The sequence below is a fragment of the Bacillota bacterium genome (assembly GCA_023511485.1).
Lineage (GTDB): Bacteria > Actinomycetota > Aquicultoria > Aquicultorales > Aquicultoraceae > CADDYS01.
Genome location: JAIMBH010000050.1, coordinates 1 through 4,890, shown reverse-complemented (window position 1 = coordinate 4,890; position 4,890 = coordinate 1). Strand labels below are relative to the sequence as shown.

Annotated in this window: 2 rRNA genes and 1 pseudogene; all 3 read left to right on the top strand. The window is 46.7% G+C overall.

Features of this window, described 5'->3' with window-relative positions:
* Positions 1-1,961: ribosomal RNA gene (locus K6T91_11400) — 23S ribosomal RNA — on the top strand; the annotation flags it as partial.
* A 166-nt stretch (positions 1,962-2,127) separates the two neighbouring features.
* Positions 2,128-2,244: ribosomal RNA gene (gene rrf / locus K6T91_11395) — 5S ribosomal RNA — on the top strand.
* 1,754 nt (positions 2,245-3,998) lie between these two features.
* Positions 3,999-4,091 (top strand): annotated as a pseudogene (locus tag K6T91_11390) (SEC-C domain-containing protein).
* Positions 4,092-4,890 lie beyond the last annotated feature (799 nt).

Below are 4,890 nucleotides of genomic sequence, written 5' to 3'. Positions count from 1 at the left end.
CGGCCGTAACTATAACGGTCCTAAGGTAGCGAAATTCCTTGTCGGGTAAGTTCCGACCCGCACGAAAGGCGTAACGATCTGGGCGCTGTCTCGACCAGAGACTCGGCGAAATTGTATTACCGGTAAAGATGCCGGTTACCTGCAGCAAGACGGAAAGACCCCGTGAACCTTTACTGCAGCTTGACATTGGATTTTGGTTCATCATGTACAGGATAGGTGGGAGGCTGTGAAGCTGGGGCGCAAGCCCTGGTGGAGCCAACCTTGGGATACCACCCTTGGTGTGCTGGGATTCTAACGGTAAGCCGTTACCCGGCTATCGGACAGTGTCAGGTGGGCAGTTTGACTGGGGCGGTCGCCTCAATTTAGGGGCGCCCTGGCGGTAACGTCAGGGGCAAATCTGGCTGTATGCTGGGAGGTCCGTTCTCTAACCTAACTTTTGCCTCCAAATAAAGTTGGGTGAAGGGATGTAGAATCCAGGGCTACCTTTAGCTAACTATAAACAGTTAGTAGGTGAAAATGCTTCTGGTGCGGATAATCAGCAGGGAAGTCCTAGTGACCCCTCAACGACTATACGCCAGACTTGCTATAGGCTTAGTATAGTATCATGCCGTTAGCAAGATGATATAGTCTGAACTTCATAGCGATATGAAGCCCTAAGGGGCGTCTGGCAGGGAGGATGAGATGCGTTCTAATGAGATTGAGGCTTATAAACATAAGCTAAAACTTAGTCGCAACCAGCGAGATATTCTAGTTGGGTTATTGTTAGGCGATGCCCATCTAGAAACTCAGAACAGTGGCAGAACCTATAGGTTAAAAGTCGAGTATTCTATCAAGAATAAGGACTATTGCCAGCATATATATGAGATATTCAAAGATTGGGTTCTGACACCACCAAGAGAAAGGACGGTAAAAAGCGGCGAGCATCAATCAACCAACATAGTTTTTAGCACCTTAAGTCATGAAGCATTTCGATTTTATGCTCAGCAGTTTTACAAAGATGGCAAAAAGATTGTGCCATCAATAGTAACAAAACTACTGACAGAGCAGGGCGTGGCCTATTGGTTTATGGATGATGGATCAATTAAGTCAGGCCAATCGAAGGGAATCATATTTAACACACAGGGTTTTACTAGGCCCGATGTTAAAAAACTTATAGGTGCTTTAGAGAACAAGTTTGGATTAGATGCATGGGAACGCAAGCAAAAAGAGGGTTATCAGATTTATCTTTCGGGCAAGAGCTTGGATAAATTTCTAGCTCTGGTAGATAGATGGATTATTGAATCCATGCGTTATAAAATCCCCAAAGCCAGGCGAACATAATTGCCTAAAATGTAACGGAGGCGCTCGAAGGTTCCCTCAGGCTGGTTGGCAATCAGTCGTAGAGTGTAAGGGCACAAGGGAGCTTGACTGCGAGACGTACATGTCGAGCAGGTGCGAAAGCAGGACCTAGTGATCCGGCGGTTCCGAGTGGAAGGGCCGTCGCTCAACGGATAAAAGGTACTCCGGGGATAACAGGCTGATCCCGCCCAAGAGTCCACATCGACGGCGGGGTTTGGCACCTCGATGTCGGCTCATCGCATCCTGGGGCTGAAGTAGGTCCCAAGGGTTCGTCTGTTCGCCGATTAAAGCGGTACGCGAGCTGGGTTCAGAACGTCGTGAGACAGTTCGGTCCCTATCTGCTGCAGGCGTAGGAGATTTGAGGGGAGTCGTCCCTAGTACGAGAGGACCGGGATGAACAGACCTCTAGTGTACCAGTTGTTCTGCCAAGAGCACTGCTGGGTAGCTATGTCTGGACTGGATAACCGCTGAAAGCATCTAAGCGGGAAGCCAACCCCAAGATGAGATCTCCCACTCTCACGTAGAGTTAAGACCCCAGGTAGACTACCTGGTTGATAGGCCGCAGGTGGAAGAGCAGTAATGCTTGTAGCCGAGCGGTACTAATTGGTCGAGGACTTGGTCGTCACAAGACGGACGCTGTGTAGTTTTGAAGGTTCAAAGGTGTAGTTGCCTGATTTACCAGGCGAGAACCTTCAAGGTTCATGGATCCATGGCTTTTAAGGTTCGCCGAAGAAGTAAGGCGAACCGAAAGCCAAGAACCATGAGTTTTGAATTTAAAAAGTTTACATTTTCGGTGGCCATAGCGAGGGGGAAACACCCGTTCCCATTCCGAACACGGAAGTTAAGTCCCTCAGCGCCGATGGTACTGCTCTGGAGACGGGGTGGGAGAGTAGGACGCCGCCGATTCTATAAGGCCTCCATGGGAAACCGTGGAGGCCTTACCTGTTTATAGGCGGGCTAAATGTGAAGAACTTTCTCGTCTTCTATCCAACACAAGTTTTTACTGGAACCGAGTTTGTTAACAAACTTTTCAATGGCTTACCTATTTCCGATATTCCTTAATGTTATAATAAGATGCAAGATTGATTGCAAGATTGCCCATAAAGCGATACTTGCATATTGCATCTTTTTTTAATTGAGGCATGTTAAACAATTAAATTTAACCGCATTGAGCGTGACCCCGGTGCTTTTTTGGAGATTTAGTAGATAGATTGACTGCCGATGAGAATGTTGTGGCCATTTATTTATTCGGTTCTTACGCAACGAACAAAGTTGGGCTCTTAGCGATGTCGATATTGCTGTAATGTTTGGATCTTAGCTGCCAGCCGAGAAATATTTTGACAAACGGCTCGACTTTATAGGAAGGGCAGCTCAAGCTTTGCACACCAATGATGTAAGTAGAGTCACGTTTGAAGCCAAAGCTATAGATCGTTAGCTGGATTTTGCAATGAGTCTCGCATTGTTTTAACATAAGTAAAGAAAAAAAACGATTCTCAAAGCTTAAGAGTTTTGCACATTCATGAGATTAGTTAAGTGCTAAACTTAGGAAGTAGAGTTATTTGGCGAAAAAAGGCCCGACAATATACGAAATTGTTTATAACATCCTCGACACTCAAGGCGATTTCATGACGCTTGATGCCATCGTCGATGCCTTCAAAAAAGTCAACCCTAAGCATGATAAGTACAATTACAAAAGCAACATCAAGGAAGCTATCCAGCTTAAGAGCAAGATTGCGCAGATTGAAAGAAATGTATTTGGCCTGACACGTTGGCTTCTGGACGGACGTCGTTTTCGTATTAAGCCCAATCAAGACGACCTGATAGAGGGTCTTAGTACATATGATATTCCAGAAATCGACCTGCTGTTCTCAGGCGCATTGAGGGAGGAGAGGGCCGTTATAATAAACGACCCACAGTTGCAGAAGACTTACGAACTGGAGCCTGCCTGGGATGAGGCGATGATAAGAAAGCGGCTGTGTGGGCTTGAAGATTGGTATCTGGATACAGGTTTTAAACCGGGCGACGAATTTATCATAACCTGTATTGATTTTGAGCGCGGCCTTTTTGAGATCGAACATCGCCCGCCTCAGAGCCGGAAGAATGATAAAATCCAAGAAGCCAACCGGATTGTATGCGATACGGCGTTTGATTGTGTCTCGAACGGTAGGGCCATCCGCACGCATGGGGCTGAGGAGGGCTACTGGGCAAAAAATATACTCTTAAGTGTTACCGCAGCAGGTGCATATAGCAGTCCGGTCGCACCAGACGGCATTGCTGATGCCCTGCTTCAAGATTCTCGGCTTGTGGTTAAGGAGCGAAATTATATCTTCCTAAAGGAAGAGTACGAAAAACTTTATCCGAACGATGACTTTGAGTCACTAAGCTCAAGGATAATCCGGCATCTTGAGGAGATGCTAAATCCGACCTGGGACCTTGAGGATGAAGATGACCTTATCGATTTTGCCGCTCACCTTGCGCTGGCTAAAAGCCCGGTAGATATCATTAAGCAGTTAGTTGAGGAGTACGAGCCTGAGTCTAGCAAAGACTTTGAAGAGCTGGCAGCTTTTGTTATGGCGATGTGGAACGAGACGCCGCGCCCTGAACTGGGGTTTAAATCGCCAAGCGAAGTAGACTCAGCCGGGCGTGGTCGCATTGTGCCGATTGATTTTGTCAACCGAAGAAAGGCCGGCAGAAATGATCCCTGCCCCTGCGGAAGCGGCAAGAAATACAAGAAGTGCTGTTTGGCAAAGGATGAGGCGGCCAGGATTGAAGATGAAGAAGATACCGAATTGCTGGCTTACAATGCTCAGATTATTGAGCGCACACTTGAATTAATGGATGAAGATGACCTGGCGCAGATCAACCTCGCAGATTGCAGACCACACTATCGCCTCCTTATCGCTCGACGCTATCGAGACATTGGGAACAACGAAGCGGCTATAGCTATATTAGAGGAGCTGGCGGAATCAAAAGAAGAGGATTGGGGTCTTAGTTACATTATGATATGCTTGGAGCTTGCTCTTTGCTATAGCGATTGTAACGATTGGCCTGCGGCGCTCGATGTGATAAAACGGGCCAAAGAATATGCCAATGAGCAAGGAGACGATGCAAAGAAGCGCGGGATAAGGCTAGTCGAAGCCAACTTTTATCTCCAATCAGGGGATATTTGGCAAGCACTTGAGATCTGCAAAGAACTGGAAAAAGAAGACCCGGAAAAGCCCTTTAATTATTTTCTACAGGCTACTGCATACCTAGGTATGAAGGATTATGAAAACGCGCTGCTTTACGTTAATAAAGCTGAGTCCATGTATGAGGCAATAAGCGAGAATAAACCGGATCTAATAGACATAGACACAGATCTATTGAATAAAATCAACCTTCTGAAGGCCTATATCGAAGCTCTGGTAAAACGCGAGGAATAAGCTCTTGCCTTTGGTGTCAGGCCTTTGGTGACAGGCACCGGTCAGCCTTACTGCCAGCAAGTTTAGCATGGTTTGATCAGGAAAGTGTGCGATTGTGAAAACAGCACTGGGTTACACTGTATTAACTTGC